The following is a 21,555-nucleotide window of genomic DNA, read 5'->3' on the forward strand; positions in this document are numbered from 1 at the left end:
GCTTTATGGCCAGCGTATGTTCAGCGCTTTCAGGCCGCGGAAGACGAGGCCGGTGTGATATTCCGGTTCCTCATCCGCCAGGTGCAGCTCCGGCAGACCTTCCAGCAGCGCGGTGAACAGCGCGCGGAGTTCCAGCCGGGCCAGGGGCGCGCCCACGCAGAAATGGGCGCCGGCGCCGAAGGCGAAGTGACGGTTGGGGCTCCGCGCGATGTCGAAGCGATCCGGCTCGGCGAACGCCTCCGGGTCCCGGTTCGCCGAGCCGTACAGCAGGCCCAGCGTATCCCCGGGCCGGAAGCGTCGCCCCGCGTACTCCATGTCCTCCAGCACGTAGCGGTGGAAGAGATGCAGCGGCGCGTCGTAGCGCAGCATCTCGTCCACGGCCGTATCCACCAGCGCCGGGTCGGCCCGCAGTCTCGCGCAGGTCTCCGGGTGGCGCAGCAGCGCCAGCAGGCCGTTGCCCGCCGCATTCACGGTGGCCTCGTGGCCCGCGTTCAGCAGCAGCATGCAGCTGGCCACGAGTTCGTCCCGGTCCAGCAACCCCTCGTCGCGGGCCAGCGCGGCCAGCTCGCCAATGACGCCGTCGTCAGGATGCCCCAGCCGCTCCTCCACCAGTTCGCCGATGCGGGTGGCGAACTCCGCCGAAGCGGTCTCCGCTGCCTGCTCGTCCGCCTCGGTGGCATCCTTCTCGTACAGCCGTACGATCGCCGCAGACCAGGGCCGCAGACGATCGTGCTCGTCGTCGGGCCAGCCCAGCAGCCCGGCGATGAGATGCACGGGCAGCGGCGTCGCTAGCTCGGAGACGAATTCCATGCGGCCGCGCGGTGCCAGCGCCGCCACCCGCTCGCGCGCCAGGGTCTCGATGCGTGCCTTCAGGCGCCGGATCCGGTTCGGGTTCATCACCCGCATCAGCACACGGCGCAGCCGCGCGTGCTCCTCGCCCTCCGTCTCCAGCACGTTCACCCGAACGTAGCGGGCGTAGTTGGGCAGGTGCTGCCAGGGCTCGTCGTCCGCCGCCCGCTCGGCGGGGGACATCCGGTGGCGCACCGTGCGGCCCAGCCGGGGATCCTGCAGCAGGCGCTCCACGTCCGCGTAGCGCGTGAAGAAGGTCATGCCGAACTCTGCGGAGTGGAAGACGGGCGACTCGCGGCGCAGCCGGGCGTAGACCGGATAAGGGTCCCGTGCGAAGTCCTGTTCGTAGGGCCGGAATGCGGCACCCGCCCCCGCGTCCGTCGCGCCGGTCGTACCCGTGCGGCGCATGGGGTTTGCTCAGCTCTCCGGGTAGCCTTCCAGGATGTCGCCCTGGTAGCGGGCACCCACCTGCTGGATCACCCGCGCACCGCACCAGGAGGCGATGCGGGCACAGCGTTCCAGTGGCTCGCCCCTGACCAGCGCGGCGAGGAAGGCGGCGGTATAGGTGTCGCCGGCGCCGGTGGTGTCCACGACCTTGTCCACCGGGAAGGCGGCCTGTTCGATGAACTCGTCGCCATTGATCACCACCGAGCCCTTCTCCGAGCGGGTGACGACGAACAGCCCCTCGAGCATGGAGGCCTCGGACATCACGCCCTCGATCGAGTCGGTGGCGAACAGCTGATAGATCTCCTCCTCGTCGGCGAAGACGAGATCGATCTGCTCTTCGACGAGTTCGCGGAATGCTGCCCGATGACGCTCCACGCAGAGTGCGTCAGACAGCGACACGGCGACCTTGCCACCACGCCGGCGCACGGTCTCGATGGCGAGCCGCGCCACGTCCGGCCCCTCCGGCAGGTCGAAGATGTAGCCCTCCAGCAGCAGGATGCCCGGCGCGCCGATGGTCTCCTCGCTCACGTCGCCGAGACCGAGCTCGGTGCAGGCGCCGAGATAGGTCTGCATCGTACGCTGGCCATCCGGCGTGATCAGCACGTAGCAGCGGGCCGTGGACTTCTCGGCGGGCGACGGCGGCACGCGCATGTCGATGCCGAGCGAGTTCATGTCGTGCTGGAATACCCGTCCGAACTGGTCGTCGGCCACCCGGCCGACGTAGGCGGCCTTGCCCCCCAGCCCGGCGAAGACGGCCACAGTGTTGGCGACGGAACCGCCGGACTTCTCCGTGGCGGGTCCCATCATGCCGTACACCTCGTCGGCGCGGCTCTCGTCGATCAGGGTCATGCTGCCGGGCGCGGCGTCCACGCGCTCGAGGAACCCGTAATCGACGTGGCTCAGGATGTCGACGATGGCATTGCTGATGCCGAGCAGCTGTGCGGCAGAACTCATCTGGTCTCCTTGCTGGATATGCGGGTCGGCGCGTCAGTGGCGAGGCCGGGGCACCGCCGGGGTTGCGATAGTAGCCACTCGGCGTCGCCATATAAAGCCAGGCGGCGCGCGCCACGCTTGCGACGGCCGTCGCGCGGGCCGGATAATGGCCCTTCCGACGGACATGGACAGATATGGGAATCCTGTCCGTCAGGGAGAGAAATCATGGGCCGACTGACCACCCACGTGCTGGATACCGCCCGCGGCCAACCGGCTGCCGGTGTCCGCGTGGAACTGTACCGCCTGCACGGCGGACGCGAACGCGTACTGGCCACCGAGACCAACCGGGACGGCCGCACCGACCATCCCCTGCTCGACGAGGATGCGTTCGCCACCGGCCAGTGGGAGATCCTCTTCCACGTGCGCGACTGCTTCCCGGATGAGGGCTTCCTCGACGTGGTGCCGGTGCGTTTCCGCATCGACGCCGACCAGCACTATCACGTACCCCTCCTGGTCAGCCCGTGGAGCTATTCCACCTACCGGGGCAGCTGATGGCCGCGCCCGAGCCGACGCGTGATGCCGTGCGTTTCCTCCTGGACGGGGAGGCGGTGGAGCTGCGCGACGTGGACCCGACCCGCACGGTGCTGCAGTGGCTGCGTGAGGACGCCGGGCGCACCGGCACGAAGGAAGGCTGCGCCGAGGGCGACTGTGGCGCCTGCACCGTGGTGCTGGCGGATCTCGACGGCGACGGCGAGCGGCTGCGCTACCGCTCCGTCAACGCCTGCATCCAGTTCCTGCCGACCCTGGACGGGCGGGAACTCATTACCGTGGAGAGCCTGGGCAGCCCGCAGACCGGGCTGCACCCGGTGCAGAAAGCCATGTACGAGTGCCACGGCTCCCAGTGCGGTTTCTGCACGCCGGGATTCGTGATGTCGCTGTTCGCCCTGTACCGGACGCGCCGGGATCCCTCCCGCCGGGAGATCGACGACGCGCTGGCCGGCAACCTGTGCCGGTGCACGGGTTACCGGCCCATCGTGGAGGCCGCGCGGCGCATGTACGACTACGGGGCCGATCTGCCCGCCGACGGTGACGCGCCGGCCAGGCTGAAGTCCCTGGCGGAAGACCCGGCCGGCGCCGGCATGCTCGCACTCGAGCACAACGGGCGCCGCTATTACGCGCCGACAACCGCCTCCGGACTCGCGGCGCTCCTCGCCGAGCACCCGGACGCCTGCCTCCTCGCCGGCGGCACGGACGTGGGGCTGTGGGTGGCCAAGCAGCACCGGGAACTGGACACGGTGATCTATGTGGGCTGCGTGCGGGAGCTGGCGAAAGTCTCGGCAGACGGCGAGTGGCTGAGCATCGGTGCGGCCGTCACGCTGGCCGATGCGATGGAGCCCGTCGTCGACGAGTATCCGGAGCTGGAAGAGCTGTTCCTTCGCTTCGCTTCGCCGCCCATCCGCAACACCGGCACGCTGGCCGGCAACATCGCCAATGGCTCGCCCATCGGCGACTCGATGCCGGCACTGATCGCGCTGGGCGCGCGGGTGGTGCTGGCGAGCCGCGACGGCCGCCGCGAGCTCGCGCTCGAGGACTTCTACCACGACTACCGCAAGACCGACCTCGCGCCGGGCGAGTTCGTGGCGGCCGTGCGCATCGCGCGCCGCCGCCCCGGCCGGCTGGTGGCGGCCTACAAGGTCTCCAAGCGGTTCGACCAGGATATCTCGGCCGTCTGCGCGGCTTTCGCGCTGGACGTCGAAGACGGCCGCGTGGCGAGCGCCCGCATCGCCTGCGGCGGCATGGCGGCCATACCGAAGCGGGCCGCTGCCGCCGAGCAGGCCCTCGCGGGCGGGGCCTGGGACGAGGCCGCGGTCGAACGCGCCATGGCGGCGATGGACACCGACTTTGATCCGATCACCGACATGCGCGCGGGCGACGCCTACCGGCGCGCGGTGGCGAAGAACCTGCTGCGCCGTTTCCATATCGAGAGCACCAAGTCCGGCATCACGACGAGGCTGTATTCTCATGGACGGTGACGGGCGCACCGCAACCGGCGACCTGCGCACTGTGGGACGGGCGATACCCCACGACAGCGGCCACCTGCACGTCAGCGGCCGTGCGCTCTACACCGACGACATCCCGGAACCCCGCGACCTGCTACACGTGGCGGTGGGCATGAGCGCACGCGCGCATGCGACGGTCGAGCGCCTGGATCTGGCGGCCGTCGCCGCAGCACCCGGCGTGGCGGCGGTCATCACGGCGGCCGACATCGCTGGCGAGAACAACTACGGTCCCGTCGTGGCGGACGACCCGATATTCGCCGAGGACGTGGTGCAGTACGTGGGTCAGCCCCTGTTCGCCGTGGCCGCGGCCACCGTCGACCAGGCGCGCAAGGCGGCGGCCCTGGCGCGGGTGGAATACGGCGACCTGGAGCCTATCCTCGACCCCGATACCGCGGTGCGGAGCGAGTCCTTCGTGCTGCCCTCCGTGCGCCTCGAGCGCGGCGACGCCCGCAGTGCGATCGAGGGCTCCGCGCACCGGCTGTCCGGCCGCACCGCCGTCGGCGGCCAGGACCACTTCTACCTGGAAGGCCAGATCGCCATGGCGCTGCCGCGCGAAGACGGCGATCTCTACGTCTACAGCTCCACGCAGCATCCCGGCGAGATCCAACATGCGGTCGCGCACGCCGTCGGACTGAAGGCAAAAGACGTCGTGGTGGAATGCCGCCGCATGGGCGGCGGCTTCGGCGGCAAGGAGAGCCAGCCGGCGCTGATCGCGTGCATCGCCGCCGTCATGACCCGGCACACGGGCCGCCCGGCGAAGCTGCGGCTGGACCGGGACGTCGATATGATCATGACCGGCAAGCGCCACGACTACGTTATCGACTACGACGTGGGTTTCGACGACGACGGACTGATCCGCGGCGTCGAGTTCACCTTCGCCTCGCGCTGCGGCATGTCGGCGGATCTCTCCGGCGCCGTGAACGACCGCACGATCTTCCACTGCGACAACGCCTACTTCCTGAGCGACGTGAGCGTGGTCTCCCATCGCTGCAAGACCCACACGGTCTCCAACACGGCGTTCCGGGGTTTCGGCGGACCCCAGGGCATGTTCGGCATCGAATACGTGATCGACGAGATCGCCCGCGACCTCGGCCGCGATCCGCTGGAGATCCGGCTGCGCAACCTCTACGGCATCGGCGAGCGAGACGTCACCCATTACGGCCAGAAGTTCGAGGACAACGTGCTGCCCGCACTGATCGACCGGCTGCGGCAGGACAGCGATTACGATGCCCGCCGGGCGGAGATACGCGCCGCCAACCGGGACGAGCCGGTGATAAAGCGCGGCATCGCTCTCACGCCGGTGAAGTTCGGCATCTCGTTCACCGCCACCCATCTGAATCAGGCCGGCGCGCTGGTGCACGTCTACACCGACGGTACCGTGCACCTGAACCACGGCGGCACGGAGATGGGCCAGGGCCTGAACACCAAGGTGGCGCAGGTGGTCGCCGAGGAATTCGGCATCGACATGGACCGCATCAAGATCACCGCCGCCGACACGAGCAAGGTGCCGAACGCCTCGGCCACGGCCGCCTCCGCCGGCTCGGATCTGAACGGGATGGCGGCCCGGGATGCCTGCCGGGCCATCCGCGAGCGCCTGGTGACCTTCGCGGCGGAGCGCTACGGCGTGGCTCCCGACCGTATCGAATTCGGCGACGGGCGCGTACGCATCGGCGAGGAGGAGACCGGTTTCACGGAACTCGTGCAGCTGGCCTACTACGCCCGTATCCCGCTGTCCGCCACCGGCTACTACCGCACGCCGAAGATCCATTACGACCGCAAGACGCTGAGCGGGAGGCCCTTCTACTACTACGCCTGTGGTGCCGCGGTCAGCGAGGTGGCGATTGACATCCTCACCGGCGAATCCCGGGTCCTGCGGGTGGACATACTGCACGACTGCGGCCGCTCGCTGAATCCGGCCATCGATCTCGGCCAGATCGAGGGCGGATTCATCCAGGGCATGGGCTGGCTCACCACCGAGGAGCTGTGGTGGGACGAATCCGGCGCGCTCAGAACCCACGCGCCGTCCACCTACAAGATACCGGTATGCTCCGACCTGCCGGTGGATTTTCGCGTGACCATGCTCGACTCGGCGGGTAACCGGGAGGAGACCATCCACCGCTCCAAGGCGGTGGGCGAGCCGCCGCTCATGCTGGCGCTGTCGGTCTTCCACGCTATCCGGGATGCGGTCGCCGCGGCCGGCGATTACCGTGGCAGCCCGCGCCTCGCGGCGCCGGCCACGCCGGAGGCGGTGCTGGCGGCGGTCGGCGAGCTGCGCAGCCGGGAGGCTCCGTGAACGAGTGGGTGGCGAACGCGCTCGAGCTTCGCGCGCGGGGCGAGCCCTTCGTCCTCGTCACCGTAGCGGGCGCGCGCGGCTCATCGCCGCGGGAGCCGGGCGCGCGCATGGTCGTCACCCGCGAGGAGATCCTCGGCACCATCGGCGGCGGCGAACTGGAATACCACTGTGCGCGTCTCGCCTGGGAGCGCCTCGGGCCGGACTCACCGCAACCGCGTTTCGAGCTGCGGTGCTTTCCGCTGGGTCCGAGTTTCGGCCAGTGCTGCGGCGGCATCGTCGACATCCATTTCGAGACGGTCCGGGCCGACGATGCCGACTGGCTCGGACAACTGGCCGGCGGCACGGCAGACGGGATGGCAGACGAAATGGCGGAGAGCGATACCACGGTCCTCGTCACCCCCGTCGACGGTGACGCCGACGGCATCGCACGCGTGCATGCGGCAGGCAATGCCGACGCAGCGGCAGCCGACGGCGATGACGACGTCCGCTCGGCCATCGATACATTCCTCGCGGACGGTGCCGGCGCGGCGGTGTACCCCTTCGGCGGGCGCGATTATCTGCTGACGGCGGAGCGCGAACCCGACTTCCGCATCGCCGTATTCGGCGCCGGCCACGTCGGCAGTGCGCTGGTGCACATGCTGGCACCGCTGCCCTGCCGGGTCGACTGGATCGACAGCCGGCCGCTGCTGGCCGACGAATCGCTGCCGCACAACATCCACGGTCAGGTCACCGCAGACCCGTCCGAGGCGGCCGCCAATCTCTCCGCCGGCACGTACTGCGTGGTGATGACCCACAGCCATCCGCTCGATCTCGAGATCTGCGCGCGACTGCTGCCCCGCGAGGATATCCCCTTCTGCGGTCTGATCGGCTCTCGTTCTAAGAAGCGACGTTTCGAGAAGCGCCTGCGTGCACTTGGCCTGGCGCCGGAAGAGATCGGCCGCATGGTCTGCCCCATCGGCATCGAGGGCATCGGCGGCAAGCGGCCGGCAGAGATTGCGGTGGCCGTCGCCGCCCAGTTGCTGCGGGAGCACGAGCGCATGACGGCGGAGGCGGGTCTCACGCCGGCGCGGCCGGCGGAGAGCGGGGCCGGCGCATGACGGCATATGCGATCGAGTGGCTGAATCTCCTCGGCCGCTGGCTGCATTTCATCGTCGGCATCGCCTGGATCGGTTCGTCGTTCTATTTCGTGTGGCTGGACAATCACCTCGTACCGCCGGCCTCGCGCAAGGACGCAGAGCGCGGCGTGGGCGGGGAGATCTGGTCGGTGCACGGTGGCGGCTTCTACCATGCGCAGAAGTATCGGGTATCACCGCCGGTACTGCCGGAGACGCTGCACTGGTTCAAGTGGGAGGCCTACAGCACCTGGCTGTCCGGTATGTTCCTGCTCGGGCTCATCTATTGGCTGGGCGCCGAGGTCTACCTCATCGACCCCGCCGTGGCGGACCTCGCGCCGGCCGCGGCGATTGCGATCTCCGTCGCCTGGCTGGCCGGCGGCTGGCTCGTCTACGATGCCCTGTGCCGCTCGCCCCTGGGCCGCACGGAGCAGGGCCTGGCTGCCGTACTGCTGGTGCTGGTGACGGCGGCGGCCTGGGGACTGTGCCAGACCTTCAGCGGCCGCGGCGCCTACATCCACTTCGGCGCCGTGCTCGGCACCATCATGGTGGCCAACGTCTTCTTCGTGATCATTCCCGGCCAGAAGCGGATGGTGGCCGCCGCCGCCGCGGGCGAGACGCCCGACCCGGCGGACGGCCTGCGCGGCAAGCAGCGCTCGGTGCACAACACCTACTTCACGCTGCCGGTGCTGTTCGTGATGATCAGCAACCACTACGCGATGACCTGGGCCCACGAATACAACTGGCTGATCCTGATCGCGATCTCGCTGGCCGGCGCGTTGATCCGCGTGTACTTCGTGGCCCGCCACTCCGGCCGCAATCCGCTGCTGCCGCCGCTGGCCGCGGCGCTGCTGCTGGCCGGCGTGGCCGCCGCCATCGCGCCTCGGGCGGACGGCGGCAGCGCCAGCGCCCCGGTGTCGCTCGCGCAGGCCCGGGCAGTGCTGGAGGCGCGCTGCGTCTCCTGCCACGCGGCCGCGCCGAGTCATCCCGGCTTCGCCGCGCCGCCGGGGGGTGTGATGCTCGAGACGCCGGATCAGGTGCTGGCCGCCGCCACCCGCATCCATCAGCAGACGGTGGTGCTGCGGGCCATGCCCATCGGCAACCTCACGCGGATAACGGAGGAAGAGCGCGCCGTCATCGACGGCTGGTACCGTTCACTCGCGACGGAGCGGCAGCCGTGAGCGGCACGGACTATCCCCGGGACCTCGTCGGCTACGGCTCCCGCCCGCCCGCAGCCGACTGGCCGGGTGGTGCGCGCGTCGCGGTGCAGTTCGTCATCAACTACGAGGAAGGCGGCGAGCGCTGCGTGCTCCACGGCGACACCCATTCGGAGGCTTTCCTGTCCGAGATCGTCGGCGCCGAGGCCTACGAGGGTGTGCGCCACATGAACATGGAGTCCCTCTACGAGTACGGCGCCCGCGCCGGCTTCTGGCGGCTGCATCGGCTGTTCACGGAACGCAGCATGCCGGTGACGGTATTCGGCGTGGCCATGGCCATGCAGCGCAACCCGGCCGCCGTGGAGGCGATGCTCGACGCCGGCTGGGAGGTGGCCAGCCACGGCTACCGCTGGATTGACTACCAGTTCGTCGACCGGGAGACCGAACGCGCGCACCTGCGGGAAGCGGTCCGCATCCACACGGCGCTCACCGGGGCGCCGCCGCAAGGCTGGTATCTCGGCCGCTGCAGCCCGAACACACTCGGGCTCGTCGTCGAGCACGGCGGCTTCGCCTACAGCGCCGACAGCTACGCCGACGACCTGCCCTACTGGGACACGAGCTGCGGCCCGCCCCAGCTGATGGTGCCTTACACGCTGGATGCCAACGACATGCGCTTCGCCACGGCGCAGGGGTTCAATAGCGGCGAGCAGTTCTACCGGTATCTCCGCGATACCTTCGATTGCCTGTACGCGGAGGGCGAGCGCCGGCCGCGCATGATGTCCGTGGGCCTGCACTGCCGGCTCGCCGGCCGCCCGGGCCGGGCGCAGGCGGTGGCCCGTTTCCTCGACTATGTCGCCCGCCACAACCGGGTGTGGGTGGCGCGGCGCATCGACATCGCCCGTCACTGGCGCGAGCGTCACGAGGCGCCCGCTTCATGAGCGCCTGCCGCGATGCGCTGTTGCCGATCCCGGGCGACGAGGCGACCTTCGTCGCGCGCTATGGCGGCGTCTACGAATCCTCGCCCTGGGTGGCGCGAGAGGCCTGGGCCCGTGGCGATCTGCCGGCGGAAGCCGATGCGCCCGTCCATGTCCCGATCGATGTCCTGGCGGCGCGGCTCGCCGCGGTGGTGGAGGACGCCGGCCGGGAGCGCCAGCTCGCGCTGATCCGCGCCCACCCGGATCTCGCCGGCAAGGCCTCCGTGGCGGGCACGCTCACCGAGGAATCCACCGCCGAGCAGCAGAGCGCCGGACTCGACCAGTGCACGCCGGAGGAATACGAGCGCTTCCAGCGTCTCAACGAGGCCTATCACCGGCGCTTCGGTTGCCCGTTCGTGATGGCGGTGCGCGGCGCCAGCCGCGGCGACATCCTGGCGGCGTTCGGAGAGCGGCTGGGCAATGCGCCGGAGACCGAGTTCCGGCGGGCCCTGGACGAGATCCACCGCATCGCGCGGCTCCGCCTGGATCAGATGAGCGAGCAGCCGCGTGAGCGAGACCCCCGATGAGCGAGCACGAGCCAATGGACGACCGCCAGCCCTTCCACCAGTGGACGCCGCTCGAGCAGCCGCGCTTCGGCACCCGCGTGGTGGAAGCCAACGACGAGTTCTTCGGCGCGAAGGAACGGCTCATCAAGCCGGAGGCAGCAGTGTTCCTGCCGGATGAGTACGACGATCACGGCAAGTGGATGGACGGCTGGGAGACCCGCCGACGCCGGGAGCCCGGCCACGACTGGTGCATCGTACGGCTCGGCCTGCCGGGCATCGTGCACGGCCTGGACATCGACACCTCTCACTTCACCGGCAACTATCCCCAGGCGGCCTCCATCGACGCGTGCTTCACGGCGGACGAAATACCGGGCGCGGATGCCGCCTGGCGGGTGCTCCTGCCCCGCGTCGAACTCGCCGGCGACTCCCACCACTATCTGCCGGTGGACGACAGGGGCCCGGTCTCGCACCTGCGCCTGAACATCTACCCGGATGGCGGCGTCGCGAGGCTGCGCATCTACGGCGAAGTGCGGCCCGACCCGGACGCCCCGGCACCGTCGGAACCCATCGACCTGTTCGCGCTGGAGCACGGCGGCCGGGCACTGGCCTGCAGCGACGAGCATTTCGGCAGCATGCACAACCTCAACGTGCCCGGCCGCGGCGTCAACATGGGCGACGGCTGGGAGACCCGGCGCCGGCGCGGCCCCGGCCACGACTGGGTGATACTGGCGCTCGGCCGGCCCGGGCATATCGAGGAAGCCGAGATCGACACCGCCCACTTCAAGGGCAACTACCCGGCCCGTGCCTCCCTGCAGGCCGCCCGCATCGAGGGCGCGGACCTCGGCTCCCTGCAGCAGGAATCGGCCGACTGGCCGGAGCTGCTGCCCGCCGTGCCGCTCGGCGCCGATAGCCGCCACCGTTTCCGCGACGAGCTGAACGACCTCGGCACGGTGACCCACGTACGCCTCGCCATCTATCCGGACGGCGGCGTGAGCCGACTGCGCCTCCTGGGCCATGCAAGGGGCTCTGGCACGGGCCGGGCAACCGGAGACGCCGGTGACTGATACCGACACGCGGCGCACGCTGACCCTCGAGCCGCTGTCGGCGGAGACATTCCGTCCCTACGGCGAGGTGATCGCTGCGGGGACCGTGAACGCGGACCCCATGAACGATGCGCGCTTCGAGCGCTACGATGACCTGGCCCGGCTCACGGCGGAGGGACGCGTCGGCATGAGCATCGCCCGCTGCCGCCGCGCGGCGAGCCAGCCGGTGACCTGCCCGATGGTCGAGCGTCATCCCCGCGGCAGCCAGGCGTTCGTGCCGCTCGCCGGGTTCCGCTTCGTCGTGGTGGTGGCGCCGGCCGGCGCGCCGCCGTCGGCCGACGACCTGCGCGCCTTCCTGACCGACGGCAGCCAGGGCGTGAATTACCGGGCCGGCACCTGGCACGTGCCGCTGATCGGTCTCGCCGCCGGGCAGAACTTCCTGATCATCGACGACGTCGCCAGCGCGGACAATTGCGACAGCCACACGCTGGACCGCCCGGTGGTCGTACCCGCCGTGCCCGCTCTGCCGTCCTCCGACGCCGGAGCGTCGCCGTGAGCGGCCCGGCGGTCCACGCCTTCCGGGCCTCCATCGTGCACCTGCTCGCCGACCCGGGCGACGGGGACGCCGGTTCTGCGCTGGAGTACTTCGAGGACGGCCTGCTCGTCACCGAGGACGGGAAGGTGGCCAGGCTCGGCCCGGCCGAGCCGCTCCTCGCGGAACTGGGTGATCCGCAGGGCGCCCGGCTAACCGTCACCGACTACAGCGGCTGCCTGCTGGTACCGGGCTTCATCGACTGCCACGTCCATTATCCGCAGATCGACATGGTGGCCTCATACGGCGAGCAGTTGCTGCAGTGGCTCGAGCGCTATACCTACCCGACCGAACGCCGCTACGCCGACCGCGCGCTGGCGGACCGCGTCGCGGGCGACTTCCTGGACCTGATGCTGGCCCACGGCACCACCTCCGCACTGATCTTCCCCACGGTCCACGCCGCCTCGGTGGACGCGCTGTTCGAGGCCGCGCTCGCGCGCCGGCTGCGGGTGGCCTGCGGCAAGGTACTGATGGACCGCAACTGCCCGGATTATCTGCAGGACACGGCTGAGAGCGGCTACGCCGAGAGCCGGAAACTGCTGCAGCGCTGGCACGGCAGGGAGCGTCTCGAGTATTCGATAACGCCCCGCTTCGCCCCCACCTCGAGCCCGGAGCAACTGGCACTGGCCGGCCGCCTGGCGGAGGAGTTCCCGGAGGTGTTCGTGCACACCCACCTCGCCGAGAGTCACAACGAGGTGGCCTGGGTGGCCGAGCTCTTCCCCGAGCGGAGCAGCTACCTGGACGTGTACCGCGCCGCCGGTCTCCTGCGCGAGCGCGCGGTCTTCGCCCACTGCCTGCATCTGCAGGACGAGGACTACCCGCTCATGGCGGACGCTGGCGGTGCGATCGCGTTCTGCCCGACCTCCAACTCGTTCATGGGCAGCGGCCTGTTCGATCTGGCGCGGGCGCGCGGCCACGGCATACCGGTGGGCCTGGGCACCGACATCGGCGCCGGGACGACACTCAGCCTGTTGGGCACGGCGGCCGAGGCCTACAAGGTGCTGCATCTCCAGGGCCAGATGCTGTCGCCCTGGCAGGCACTCTATCTCGCCACCCTGGGCGCGGCGCGCGCGCTCGCCTGGGACGATTGCATCGGCAACTTCGAGACCGGCAAGGAAGCGGATTTCGTGGTGCTGGAGCCCGCCGCCGGTACCCTGCAGCGGCGACGGACGGCGGCGGCGGAGGATCTCGCCGAACTCCTGTTCGCACTGTTGATGCTCGGCGACGATCGCTGCGTGCGCGCCACGCACGTCCTCGCCGAGCCGGTCCGGCCGGCCTGAGGCCGGCCATTCGCAGCAGGCACGCCGGCTTCCGGCCGGCCCTGTCTTTTACGCCAGCTTCTCCGCCAGATCCTCGATCAGGCGGGCCGCCGCCGGCTTGTTGGCCCGGATCTCCTCGCGGCTCAGCCCCTGCAGCTCGTAGGGCAGCACCAGCCAGTCGGCCGTCTCGTGGATGAAGAAGTCGGGCGGCGCGACAGTGCGCTCTGTCGGCCGATACCAGACCGTCGCCGTGCGGATGTCCTGGGGCAGATTACGGCGCGTCTTGCGGGTCAGCTCGGCGATGACCGCCTGCACGCTTGCGCCCGTCGAGTAGACGTCGTCCACGATCAGCAGGCGGTGCTCCGCCTCGAGGCGGTCCACGAGATACTGCAGCGCGTGCACCCGTATGCCTGCCACCGCCGGGTCGCGCTTGTGGTAGGAGTCCGGCCCGGTATAGGAGGTACGCACCGCGATGTGATCCGTCTCCACGCCCAGGTACTCCAGGCCCTCCTGCACCGCGATGCCGACGGCCGTGCCGCCGCGCCATAGGCCCACCAGGAAGTCGGGGCGGAATCCGGCGTCGTGAATATCGACGGCGAGCCGGAAGGAATCCAGCAGCAGGTCGTTGGCGGCGATGAAGCGGCGTTCCATGGCGTGTCGATGCCCCCGGGTAAAAACGTTAACATCGGCGGTCTGGGATTCCACATTATAGAGGTTGAGTCGCCCGCCGTACGCTCCGAAGGACAGGATGGAGAAAATCTACATTTCGGCCCAGCGACTGCTGGAAGAATCGTTTCTGCTCGGAGCCAGGATCCTCGAGAGCGGCTTCCGGCCGACCATGATCATGGCCATCTGGCGGGGCGGGACCCCGGTGGGCATGGCCGTGCAGGAGCTGCTCTACTATTTCGGCGTGGACTCGGATCACATCGCCATCCGTACCTCTTCCTACCGGGGGATCGACCAGCAGGACGCTGTCGTGAAGGTACTGGGCCTCGACTACATCGTGGACAAGATCTGCCACGATGACCGGCTGCTGATCGTCGACGACGTGTTCGACAGCGGCAAGAGCATCGCCGCCGTGATGGAGGAGCTGAAGCGCAAGACCCGGGCCAATATGCCCGGCGACGTGCGTATCGCTGTTCCCTGGTTCAAGCCCGCGCGCAACCGCACCAGCATGACGCCCGACTACTGGAACCACGAGACCGACGAATGGCTGGTCTTCCCCCACGAGGTGCTGGGTCTGGACGCGGACGAGCTGCAGGCGAAAAACCCGGCCCTCCACGAACTGCTGGCTTCGGCTCGCGGCCCCGCGGACGCCTGACACGCCGGTGGCGGAGACGCTGGCCATCCTTGCGCTGCTCGGCCTCGCCGTCTGGGCCGTCCTCATCTTCAACCGCCTCGTCCGCGACCGTAACCGCACCCGGGCCGGCTGGAGTGACATCGACGTACAGCTGCAACGCCGCCACGACCTGATCCCACGGCTCGTGGAGGCGGTGAAGGCCTACGCCGACTACGAGCGGGCCACCATGACGGCGGTGACGGAGCTGCGCCGCCGCAGCGAGGAGACGGACCGGCCGGCGGCGAAAGCCCGCCTCGAGGACGAACTCGCCCGCGGCATCGACCGGCTGCTGGCCGTGGCCGAGAGCTACCCGGACCTGAAGGCGAACCGCAATTTCCTCGACCTGCAGGAGCAGCTGGTCGACACCGAGGACAAGCTGCAGTACGCCCGCCGTTTCTACAACGGCGCGGTGCGCGACCTGAACACGCGCATCCAGTCGTTCCCGGACCTGATCGTGGCCCGCAGCCTTGGCTTCCGGGAGGCCGAATACTTCGACGCGGAGGCCGGCACCGAAGCCGCGCCGGCCGTGAAGCTGGGCGCCTGATGCTGCGGGCGGGAAGGGCCGCGCTGGCCGCACTGGCGCTGGTGGCAACGGTTGCCGCCGCGCAAGAGCGCATCCACCGCTACCACGCGGAGATCGACGTACCGGCGTCCGGCCCCATCACCGTCACGGAGACCATCGAGGTCACCGCCGAAGGCGACCGCATCCGCCGGGGCATCTACCGGGACCTCCCCACCGATTACGAGGACGAAGCCGGCAACCGCATCCGCATCGTGCCCGAGTTCCGCTCCGTGCGGCGGAACGGATCGGCCGAGCCGCACCATACCGAGCGGCGCGGCAACGGAGTACGTCTTTACGTCGGCTCCGCAGACGAGCTGGTGCTGCCCGGCCGGCACGTCTACGAGATCACCTACACGGTGGACCGGGTGCTCGGCTACTTCGACGACCACGACGAGCTGTACTGGAACGTCACCGGCAACCAGTGGGCCTTCCCCATCGACGAGGCCGCGGCCACCGTGCGTCTGCCCGAGAGCGTTGATGCGGCCGCGATCGCGGTGGAAGCCTATACGGGGCCTCTCGGCGCAACCGGACAGGCCTATGAGGCGGGCGTGGATTTCCGCGGCAACGCGCTCTTCCGCAGCACCCGCGTGCTCGGTCCCGGCGAGGGGCTGACCATCGTCGTCTCCTGGCCGAAGGGCCATGTGGCCGAACCCTCCCCGGCGGACGACCTGCGCTTCCTGCTGTCGCAGAACCTGGGCCTGCTGATCGCCCTCTCGGGCGCCGCCGGCTCCCTGTTCTACCTGCTGACCGCCTGGCGGCGCACCGGCATCGACCCGGAACCCGGGGTGATCTTCCCGCACTACGAGCCGCCTGAAGGCTATTCGCCGGCCTCGCTCCGCTACGTGGCGGAGATGGGCTACGACAAACGCACCTTCACCGCGGCCGTGCTCAACCTGGCGGTGAAGGGCTTCGTCACCATCGAGGAGGACGACGGCGACTACGCGCTTGACCGCACGGCGAAGACCGACGACGGCTCCCTGGCCCCGGGCGAATCCGCCGTGCTGTCACACCTGTTCGCCAGCGCCAACCGGATGGCGCTGGACAACCAGTACCACAGCATCGTCGGCGGCGCCATGAAGGCCCACGAGAAGGCGTTGAAGCGGGACTACTACCAGCGCTATTTCGTCAGCAACAGCGGCTTGCTGCTGCCCGCGATCGTGCTGCTGGTGGGTGCCGGTATCGGCGCTGCGATCGCCGACCGGCTTACCCTGTTCGCCGTCGTCGCACTCGCGGCCGGCGGCGCCGGCGTCCTGCTGTTCGCCTGGCTCCTGAAGGCGCCGACGCCGCACGGGCGCAGGCTGCTCGACAAGGTGGAAGGCTTCCGCCTCTATCTGGAGGTGGCGGAGAAGGACGAGCTGAACCTGAGGAATCCGCCGGAGCGAACGCCGGAACTGTTCGAAGCCTACCTGCCCTTCGCCCTCGCGCTGGAGGTGGAGCAGCCCTGGGCCGAGCAGTTCGCGGATGTCTTCGACCGGCTGCGCAGCGAGACCGGCAGCGACTGGCACCCGCGCTGGTACGCCGGGCGCTGGGACGCCGGCAACCCGGTGAAGATGAGCCGGGCCGTCGGCAGCTCGCTGAACTCGGCGATTGCCTCGGCAGCCACGCCGCCGGGTTCTTCCTCGGGCAGCGGCGGCGGCGGTTCCTCCGGCGGCGGTGGAGGCGGCGGCGGGGGCGGCGGCTGGTAGCTCCTCAGCCGATGTAGTGGATGGCCAGACCGTTGATCAGGACGTGCAGGGTGTTGTCGATGATGATCAGCAGCCAGCCGGCCATCCAGGGCGGGGTCTCCGGGGGGAACCCGGTCTGCGAGCACTCCGCCCACGGCCGCGAGCCCGGCCAGGGCCGGTTCTTCAGCCAGGCGACGTAGCGCGCCACGTGCCAGCGGTCCAGCACGAAGTGGCTGCCCGCGATCACCGCCAGCGTCCAGGGATTCTGCGTGATGAACAGAAACGGCAGCACGTAGAACAGGCAATGCACCAGAGCGGCGAGTGAGCGGCGGGTCTTCTCCCGCACCATCCAGTCGCTCTGCAGGATGTAATCGCCGACCGCGTGCGCGACGAGTTGATCGGCGGTAAACATGTGCTCTCCCGGATGCTGTCCCGGCACTGGAATACGGCCGCGGAACGGATCGGCCAGGCCCCCGGCCGGCAGTATAGCGTCCGGCGGGGCGGGCGGCATGCACCAACGGCGCCCGTGCTATATTTTGCAGCGGGGGGGGGCAATCGTCCCATATACAAGAACAACAACCTGCCGGCCCCACGAGGAGCCCGGCCGGGAAGAGGGGGAGTCCAGCATGTTCCAGGCCTGTCGGGAATCGAGTCGGCCCGTGCTTGCCGCTACGCTGGCGGTCGGGATACTGCTGGCCGGTTGCGTCGAGCCGGCGGCATCGATCGAGGAGGACGCGCCGCGAGCCGACCCGGCGCCGCCGGCGGCCGTCTCCGCGCTCGGCCGGCTGGAACCGAAGCACGGCATCATCACGGTGTCCGCTCCCTCGGAGCCGGAAGCGATATCCGGCACCATACTCGCCGAGCTGCTGGTCGAGGTCGGCGACGACGTGGAACGGGGACAGTTGCTCGCGGTATCCGACACGGCCGTCCTGCACGAGGCAGAGATCGCACAGACCGAGGCCGAGTTCGCGCTGGCGCAGCAGGAAGCGCAGGCCGCCGCCAGCATCGCCGACGCCACCTGCGTGCGGGCGGGTGTAGCCGGGCGCGAGGCGGCACGTCTGACCCGGCTGCGCGACCAGAACCTGGCCTCCGAGGAAGAGACGGACCGCGCCCGCGGCGACGCCGAGGCCTACTCCGCCGATTGCACCGCAGCCCGCAGCCATGCGACGGTGGCGGAATCGGCCGTCGCCGTGACCGAGGCGCGCCTGGCGCGTCACCACATCGAACTGCGCCGCTCCCATATCCATGCGCCGACGGACGGCCGCGTACTCGCCATCAATGCGCGCCCGGGCGAACTGGTGGGCATGGTGGTGGGCATGCAGGGCATCCTGGAGCTCGGTCAGGTTGACCGGATGTACGCCATCGCCGAGGTCTACGAGACCGATGTCGCACGCCTGCGCCCCGGCCAGAAGGCCACCGTGACCAGCGCCGCGCTGCCACGCCCGCTCGGCGGCCGGATCGAGCGTATCCGGCCCAAGGTGCAGAAGCAGGACGAAACGCATACGGACCCGGCGGCCCGCAAGGATGCCCGCATCGTCGAGGTCGAGGTGGCTCTGGACGAGTCCGCGCCGGCTGCCGGTCTGACCCACCTCCAGGTCGAAGTGATCTTCCAGCCCTGACGGGCGGCGGCAGGGATGAGCAGGGCACCCATCGGCTGGCTGCAGTTACGCCACCGCCCCGTGCGGCTGCTGGTGGCCATCGCCGGCATCAGTTTCGCCGTACTGCTGATCATGATGCAGCTGGGATTCCGCTCGGCGCTGTTCGAGAGTGCCGTGCGCTTCCAGGAGCGCTTCGACTACGACGTGGCCCTGTTCAGTCCCGACAGCGTCTTCATCGTGCGCCCGCAGCCCTTCTCGATACGCCGCCTCTATCAGGCGCTGGCGCTGGAGGCCGTGGCCGACGTCACCCCGGTCTACATATTCCCGGCGGTCTGGAAGAGCCCGTGGGGCGCCGACCGGCGCAGTATCAATGCCGTCGGCATCGACCCGGAGAAAGACGTGCTCAGGACTCCGGGCTTCAGCGAGAACCTGCCTCTGCTCACCCGCCAGGATACGGTCATCTTCGACGCGCTGGCACGGCCCGAATTCGGCCCGGTGGCGGCAGCGCTGGCCGAGCGGGGCACGCTCACCACCGAAGTGAACGACCGCCGGGTCGACGTCGCAGGCGTGTTCGAGATGGGCACCAGTTTCGGCATCGACGGCACCATCATCATGAGCGACGACAACTGGCTGCGCCTGTTCCCGGAACGCCCGAGAAACGACATCCAGCTGGGACTGATCCGCCTGGTGGACGGTGCCGACCCGGACGCGGCACGCGACCGGCTGCGCGCCTACCTGCCGGGGGACGTGCTGGTCATGACCAAGCAGGATTTCATCGACAGGGAGACCGCCTACTGGGGCTCCGCCACACCGATCGGCTACATATTCGCTTTCGGCGCCATCATGGGCTTCGTCGTGGGCGCCATCATCGTGTACCAGATTCTCTTCGCCGACGTCTCCGAGCACCTGAACGAGTACGCGACGCTGCGGGCCATCGGCTACTCCAACCGTTTCGTCTCCGGCATCGTGCTGCAGCAATCGGTAATACTGGCCGTGCTCGGTTTCCTGCCCGGACTCGCCATCGTCCACTGGCTCTACGGCACGGCTGCCGGCGCCACCAATCTGCCGATCTACATCACCTGGGAACGCACCCTGAACGTGTTCCTGATGACGCTGGCCATGTGTTCCATCTCTGCACTGCTGGCGGTGCGCAAGGTACGCCGGCTCGATCCGGCGGAAGTGTTCTGATGGACGCGCCGATCACGGTGGCCGAACTGGATCACAGCTACGGCAGGGGCGCACTCAGGAAACAGATCCTGTTCGGCATCAACACCGAGATACCGGCCGGCGAGATCGTCATCGTCACCGGCCCGTCCGGCTCCGGCAAGACCACCCTGCTCACCATCGTGGGAGCACTGCGTTCCGCGCAGAGCGGCAGCGTGCGGGTACTCGGCGAGGAACTCCGCGACGCGAAAGCGCGCCGGCTGGAAAGCGTGCGGCGGCAGATCGGCTTCATCTTCCAGCAGCACAACCTCCTCGGCGCGCTCACGGCGCAGCAGAACGTGGAACTGGGCCTGCGCATGGCACGACGGATGCGGGGTGCCGCGCTGCGACGCCGCGCCGCCGGCATGCTCGAGTCCGTCGGCATGGCCGAGCACCGGGATAAGAAGCCCGAGCAACTCTCCGGCGGCCAGCGCCAGCGGGTGGCGATCGCCCGGGCGCTGGGTGCGGAGCCGCGGCTGCTGCTCGCCGACGAGCCCACCGCCTCGCTGGACAAGCAGTCCGGCCGCGAGGTGGTCGAACGCATGCAGACCCTCGCGAAGGAGCACGGCACTACCATCCTGATGGTGACCCACGACAATCGCATCCTGGACGTCGCCGACCGCATCATGCATCTGGAGGACGGCCGCCTGCAGACCTTCACGGACGCGGTGATCGCCAACACCGAGCACATGATGCAGATGCTGGCGGAGAACCGGCAGAAACAGCCCCTGGAGAGCGTGGTGGAGGAGATGGACGAGACCCGCTTCCGCGCGTCGCTCGCGGAGCTCACCCAGGAGTCCCAGCACTTCCTGCAGGCCACCCGGCTGGCCAACGACGCCGCCTTCCAGAGCATGCTCGAGCGTGCGCTGCGCGCCTTCACCGCCCGGGTGGCCCGGCTGCTGGATGCCGAACGGGCTTCGCTCATGCTGGTGGACCGGGCTACCGGCGAACTCGTCGTGCGCGTCTCCCAGGATCTGCCGGAGATGGGCGAGGTGCGCATACCGCCGGGCACGGGCATCGCCGGCGCCGCGGCGGCCTCGGGCGAGACCATCCGCATCGACGACGCCTACGCCGACGCACGCTTCAACCCGGAGGTGGATCGGCGCACCGGCTTCCGCACCCGTGCCGTACTGTGCGTGCCGCTGCGCGACCACGACGGCGAGGTGTTCGCCGTCACCCAGCTGCTGAACCGGCGCGACGACCGGCCTTTCGACGCCACCGACGAAGAGCGCTTCTCGGCGCTGGCCGAGTCGCTCGGCGTGATCCTGGAAACACTGCACCGGCTCGACCGGGAACATCCTGCCCGCGGAGGTGACGCGTGAGTTTTCCCCACGATCTGCTGGAGGACGCGGCGCGGCTCGCCGGCTACCAGGGCTGGAGCGAGGAGGTCTACCGGGACTTCCTGCGCCTGCAGCGCGGCGAGATTGGCCCGGCGGAATTCGGCGCGAAATATCACTGGCAGCGCGCCATCCTGAACATGGACATGACCGGCTTCACGGCCAGCGCAATACGCGAGGGAGAGCTCGAGAGCCTGCTGCGCATCTTCGACGCCCAGAAGGTCTGCCTGCCGGTGCTGGAGGAACACGGCGCGGGGCTGGTGCGCTGCTTCGCCGACGACATCGTCGCGCTGTTCGAGTCGACGGACGCCGCCCTGGACGCGGCCCTGGAGATACATCGGCGCGTCGAGCTCTTCAACGCCTCACCGCTGGCCTCCCGGCACCCCACCCGCTGCTGCGCAGGGATCGGCTTCGGGACCGTCTTCGCGATCGGCCCGAACCTGGCCCAGGGCGACGAGATGAACAAGGCCTCGAAGCTGGGCGAGGACATCGCCCGCGCGGGCGAGACGCTGCTCACCGAGCGCGCCCGGGCGGCGCTCGCCCACCGCGACGACGTAGCGTTCGAGCAGCAGGATCAGGACGACCAATTGTTCCCGTTCTACCGGGCGGTGCCGGCAGGCAGGTGAG

21 protein-coding genes are annotated in these 21,555 nt (G+C 69.4%); 17 read left to right on the plus strand and 4 right to left on the minus strand.

Annotated elements, in window-relative coordinates:
• Positions 1-3: 3 nt before the first annotated feature.
• Together ACJMKX_RS04350 and ACJMKX_RS04355 are read right to left on the minus strand one after the other, a co-directional pair.
• Positions 4-1,257: a cytochrome P450 gene (locus ACJMKX_RS04350; RefSeq protein WP_405221555.1), complete on the minus strand. Its 1,254-nt coding sequence runs from the start codon at positions 1,255-1,257 to the stop codon at positions 4-6.
• 9 nt (positions 1,258-1,266) lie between these two features.
• Positions 1,267-2,250 (minus strand): adenosine kinase, encoded by a 984-nt coding sequence (locus tag ACJMKX_RS04355; RefSeq protein WP_405221557.1) that lies wholly within the window; start codon positions 2,248-2,250, stop codon positions 1,267-1,269.
• A 204-nt stretch (positions 2,251-2,454) separates the two neighbouring features.
• Between ACJMKX_RS04355 and uraH the strand changes: the two genes are divergently transcribed.
• From uraH to guaD, 10 genes are read left to right on the plus strand one after another with little or no spacing between them, the layout of a single operon-like run.
• Positions 2,455-2,781 carry a hydroxyisourate hydrolase gene (gene uraH / locus ACJMKX_RS04360; RefSeq protein WP_405221559.1) on the plus strand — a complete coding sequence of 109 codons (327 nt, stop codon included), beginning with the start codon at positions 2,455-2,457 and terminating at the stop codon, positions 2,779-2,781.
• A complete protein-coding gene (gene xdhA / locus ACJMKX_RS04365) occupies positions 2,781-4,262 on the plus strand; it encodes a xanthine dehydrogenase small subunit (RefSeq protein WP_405221563.1) in 1,482 nt (493 codons plus the stop codon). Before uraH ends, xdhA begins: the two co-directional genes overlap by 1 nt.
• Positions 4,252-6,582, plus strand: a complete 2,331-nt coding sequence (gene xdhB / locus ACJMKX_RS04370) for a xanthine dehydrogenase molybdopterin binding subunit (RefSeq protein ID WP_405221566.1) — start codon at positions 4,252-4,254, stop codon at positions 6,580-6,582. The genes xdhA and xdhB overlap by 11 nt, the downstream gene beginning before the upstream one ends.
• On the plus strand, positions 6,579-7,679 hold the full coding sequence (gene xdhC / locus ACJMKX_RS04375; protein ID WP_405221569.1) for a xanthine dehydrogenase accessory protein XdhC: 1,101 nt from the start codon (positions 6,579-6,581) through the stop codon (positions 7,677-7,679). The genes xdhB and xdhC overlap by 4 nt, the downstream gene beginning before the upstream one ends.
• Positions 7,676-8,875, plus strand: coding sequence for a urate hydroxylase PuuD (locus ACJMKX_RS04380; protein ID WP_405221572.1), 1,200 nt, complete (start codon positions 7,676-7,678; stop codon positions 8,873-8,875). The genes xdhC and ACJMKX_RS04380 overlap by 4 nt, the downstream gene beginning before the upstream one ends.
• Positions 8,872-9,789 carry an allantoinase PuuE gene (gene puuE, locus ACJMKX_RS04385; protein ID WP_405221575.1) on the plus strand — a complete coding sequence of 306 codons (918 nt, stop codon included), beginning with the start codon at positions 8,872-8,874 and terminating at the stop codon, positions 9,787-9,789. Before ACJMKX_RS04380 ends, puuE begins: the two co-directional genes overlap by 4 nt.
• Complete coding sequence (uraD, locus tag ACJMKX_RS04390) at positions 9,786-10,352, plus strand: 2-oxo-4-hydroxy-4-carboxy-5-ureidoimidazoline decarboxylase (RefSeq protein WP_405221578.1); 567 nt, start codon at positions 9,786-9,788, stop codon at positions 10,350-10,352. The genes puuE and uraD overlap by 4 nt, the downstream gene beginning before the upstream one ends.
• Entirely contained in the window at positions 10,349-11,395 is a 1,047-nt protein-coding gene (gene alc / locus ACJMKX_RS04395) for an allantoicase (RefSeq protein ID WP_405221581.1), read from the plus strand. The genes uraD and alc overlap by 4 nt, the downstream gene beginning before the upstream one ends.
• The gene (locus ACJMKX_RS04400) at positions 11,388-11,930 is read left to right on the plus strand and encodes an ureidoglycolate lyase (protein ID WP_405221584.1); all 543 of its coding nucleotides are present in this window, start codon (positions 11,388-11,390) and stop codon (positions 11,928-11,930) included. The genes alc and ACJMKX_RS04400 overlap by 8 nt, the downstream gene beginning before the upstream one ends.
• Positions 11,927-13,246, plus strand: coding sequence for a guanine deaminase (gene guaD, locus ACJMKX_RS04405; protein ID WP_405221587.1), 1,320 nt, complete (start codon positions 11,927-11,929; stop codon positions 13,244-13,246). Before ACJMKX_RS04400 ends, guaD begins: the two co-directional genes overlap by 4 nt.
• A 48-nt stretch (positions 13,247-13,294) precedes the next feature.
• Here the strand turns inward: guaD and ACJMKX_RS04410 are convergent, their stop codons facing one another.
• Positions 13,295-13,876: a phosphoribosyltransferase gene (locus tag ACJMKX_RS04410; protein ID WP_405221590.1), complete on the minus strand. Its 582-nt coding sequence runs from the start codon at positions 13,874-13,876 to the stop codon at positions 13,295-13,297.
• 97 nt (positions 13,877-13,973) lie between these two features.
• On the opposite strand from ACJMKX_RS04410, the gene ACJMKX_RS04415 reads away from it, so the two are divergent.
• The 3 genes from ACJMKX_RS04415 to ACJMKX_RS04425 are packed head-to-tail and all read left to right on the plus strand — an operon-like array spanning position 13,974 to position 16,811.
• A complete protein-coding gene (locus tag ACJMKX_RS04415) occupies positions 13,974-14,546 on the plus strand; it encodes a phosphoribosyltransferase (protein WP_405221593.1) in 573 nt (190 codons plus the stop codon).
• Between the two features lie 7 nt (positions 14,547-14,553).
• Entirely contained in the window at positions 14,554-15,108 is a 555-nt protein-coding gene (locus tag ACJMKX_RS04420) for a LemA family protein (protein WP_405221595.1), read from the plus strand.
• Positions 15,108-16,811 carry a DUF2207 domain-containing protein gene (locus ACJMKX_RS04425; protein ID WP_405221598.1) on the plus strand — a complete coding sequence of 568 codons (1,704 nt, stop codon included), beginning with the start codon at positions 15,108-15,110 and terminating at the stop codon, positions 16,809-16,811. Before ACJMKX_RS04420 ends, ACJMKX_RS04425 begins: the two co-directional genes overlap by 1 nt.
• 4 nt (positions 16,812-16,815) lie before the next feature.
• Here the strand turns inward: ACJMKX_RS04425 and ACJMKX_RS04430 are convergent, their stop codons facing one another.
• Positions 16,816-17,202, minus strand: coding sequence for a DUF3307 domain-containing protein (locus tag ACJMKX_RS04430; RefSeq protein ID WP_405221600.1), 387 nt, complete (start codon positions 17,200-17,202; stop codon positions 16,816-16,818).
• Between the two features lie 214 nt (positions 17,203-17,416).
• Between ACJMKX_RS04430 and ACJMKX_RS04435 the strand changes: the two genes are divergently transcribed.
• Genes ACJMKX_RS04435 through ACJMKX_RS04450 form a run of 4 tightly spaced genes read left to right on the plus strand, consistent with a single transcriptional unit; the run spans position 17,417 to position 21,554 of the window.
• The gene (locus ACJMKX_RS04435; RefSeq protein WP_405221603.1) at positions 17,417-18,409 is read left to right on the plus strand and encodes an efflux RND transporter periplasmic adaptor subunit; all 993 of its coding nucleotides are present in this window, start codon (positions 17,417-17,419) and stop codon (positions 18,407-18,409) included.
• 15 nt (positions 18,410-18,424) lie between these two features.
• Complete coding sequence (devC, locus tag ACJMKX_RS04440) at positions 18,425-19,576, plus strand: ABC transporter permease DevC (RefSeq protein ID WP_405221606.1); 1,152 nt, start codon at positions 18,425-18,427, stop codon at positions 19,574-19,576.
• A complete protein-coding gene (locus tag ACJMKX_RS04445) occupies positions 19,576-20,913 on the plus strand; it encodes an ATP-binding cassette domain-containing protein (protein WP_405221609.1) in 1,338 nt (445 codons plus the stop codon). The genes devC and ACJMKX_RS04445 overlap by 1 nt, the downstream gene beginning before the upstream one ends.
• Entirely contained in the window at positions 20,910-21,554 is a 645-nt protein-coding gene (locus tag ACJMKX_RS04450) for a nucleotidyl cyclase domain-containing protein (protein ID WP_405221612.1), read from the plus strand. The genes ACJMKX_RS04445 and ACJMKX_RS04450 overlap by 4 nt, the downstream gene beginning before the upstream one ends.
• Position 21,555: the final 1 nt, after the last annotated feature.

It is taken from the genome of Lentisalinibacter sediminis, assembly GCF_040706615.1.
GTDB lineage: Bacteria > Pseudomonadota > Gammaproteobacteria > Steroidobacterales > Woeseiaceae > Lentisalinibacter > Lentisalinibacter sediminis.